Origin of the sequence: Enterobacter sp. A8, from assembly GCF_004296595.1 — a bacterium.
GTDB lineage: Bacteria > Pseudomonadota > Gammaproteobacteria > Enterobacterales > Enterobacteriaceae > Enterobacter > Enterobacter cloacae.
In genome coordinates this window covers 1-1,311 of sequence record NZ_SCMF01000013.1, presented here as the reverse complement: position 1 = coordinate 1,311, position 1,311 = coordinate 1, and the positions used below count along the sequence as shown (strand labels likewise).

3 protein-coding genes are annotated in these 1,311 nt (G+C 48.7%); 2 read left to right on the top strand and 1 reads right to left on the bottom strand.

Annotation, left to right across the window (positions count from 1 at the left end):
* Together EQV24_RS23590 and EQV24_RS23585 are read left to right on the top strand one after the other, a co-directional pair.
* A partial coding sequence (locus EQV24_RS23590) for a hypothetical protein (RefSeq protein WP_207905523.1) occupies positions 1-419 on the top strand: 419 nt, incomplete at its 5' end.
* A gap of 10 nt (positions 420-429) precedes the next feature.
* On the top strand, positions 430-705 hold the full coding sequence (locus EQV24_RS23585; protein ID WP_013096348.1) for a hypothetical protein: 276 nt from the start codon (positions 430-432) through the stop codon (positions 703-705).
* On the opposite strand, the gene EQV24_RS23580 is transcribed toward EQV24_RS23585, so the two are convergent.
* A partial coding sequence (locus EQV24_RS23580; RefSeq protein WP_130627099.1) for a tail fiber domain-containing protein occupies positions 692-1,311 on the bottom strand: 620 nt, incomplete at its 5' end. The two genes, EQV24_RS23585 and EQV24_RS23580, sit on opposite strands and share 14 nt — an antisense overlap.

The window sequence follows — 1,311 nt, the reverse complement described above, 5'->3', positions numbered from 1 at the left end:
TCGGTTTGAGAAGTGCTGCTTTGGCCGATGTTTTAGGCACAGTTTCCCAGACTGGAGGAGTGCCCACCGGAGCAGTGATAGAGAAGGGGGCAAATTCGAATGGTGAGTATGTTCGTTTTGCCGATGGTACTCAAATTTGCCGAATGGCGGTTGCGGCCGCAGATGCAGTAAATAAAAATGTGACAACAGCCGGCTCGCTGGGTGGGTATCGAAGCTCACAAAACCCAGTACCATTCCCGGCTAATTTTGCAGCTCCAGCTTACTGTTCTGGTCACATTAACAATAATGGCCACAATGTAAGAATTGAGCTCGTCAGCGGCAACCAGGCATCATGCCAGTTTGCTTTTCATGCTGTGAATAGCGGTACTTATTCCGGCGCCGATACCATTTACATTACAGCCATCGGCCGCTGGTTCTGAGGGAATTCTAATGAAAATTTTGCTTAGCCCACAACGTGCAGATGCCACAGTCACTTATTCAGCACAGGGCGATGTGCTTACAGTTACGGTGGACGAAAAAGTACATTCTTTCGATTTTTCCAATCTGCAGGACGAGGCTCTTACTGAGTTCTCGTCCTCGCTTCCCATTTGCCCTTTACTCTTTGCGAAGCGGACAGATGATGGCGTAATTGTTTCAGCTCTCCACTATTACGGACCAGAGGCCGATGAGAAAGAGAAAGTTTCTACTGAAATTATTCTTCAGTAGTAAGCTTTTTCGTTACCTCCGCTAATTTCTCCTTGAGCTCTAAAACAGCCAGTAAAAGGTCGGCGACAATCGCCCTGTCGTCGACACCCCAAAAATCGTCCTCTGTTTCAGGTGGAAGCGCATACGATTCATTCACCGCGTTTACCTGTTGCGCAATGAATCCGCGCCGCACCCTGGCCTTTGCCATCGGAGAAGCGCCAGAAATCTCATTCCAGTGGTATTCAACCACTTTCAGAGCTGACAACCGTTCAAAATAACCATTAACCTGATCGCTGATCACCTCTTTCAATCTTTCGTCGGAAGTCGCTAGCGCAAGGGTTCCCGTCTGTTGAGGGAATGCTGTCCTTGTGCTGTCGGTCTGATCTGATCGCTCTTTCCTGCGCCATACATAAACCGTCCCGTCCTGTGTCTCCAAACCAACTTCTTTGCCTACCGTTCCGGCGGCCATATTGCCTACCCTCAAGATAAGAGCGGGGTAGGATGTCATGTCGATGTATGGGTAAGTAGAAAACGTTTGTGTGGCACTCCAGGTATTTGCTGCATTTAAGATCGGAATTGCAGCACCTGAAGTACCAATATCTTTCGTGGCGCTACTTCCTAAACCGA

What these genes read in the sequence shown, in the direction of transcription:
- EQV24_RS23585 (WP_013096348.1), top strand. Translation starts at nt 430, where the DNA reads ATGAAAATTTTGCTTAGCCCACAACGTGCAGATGCCACAGTCACTTAT.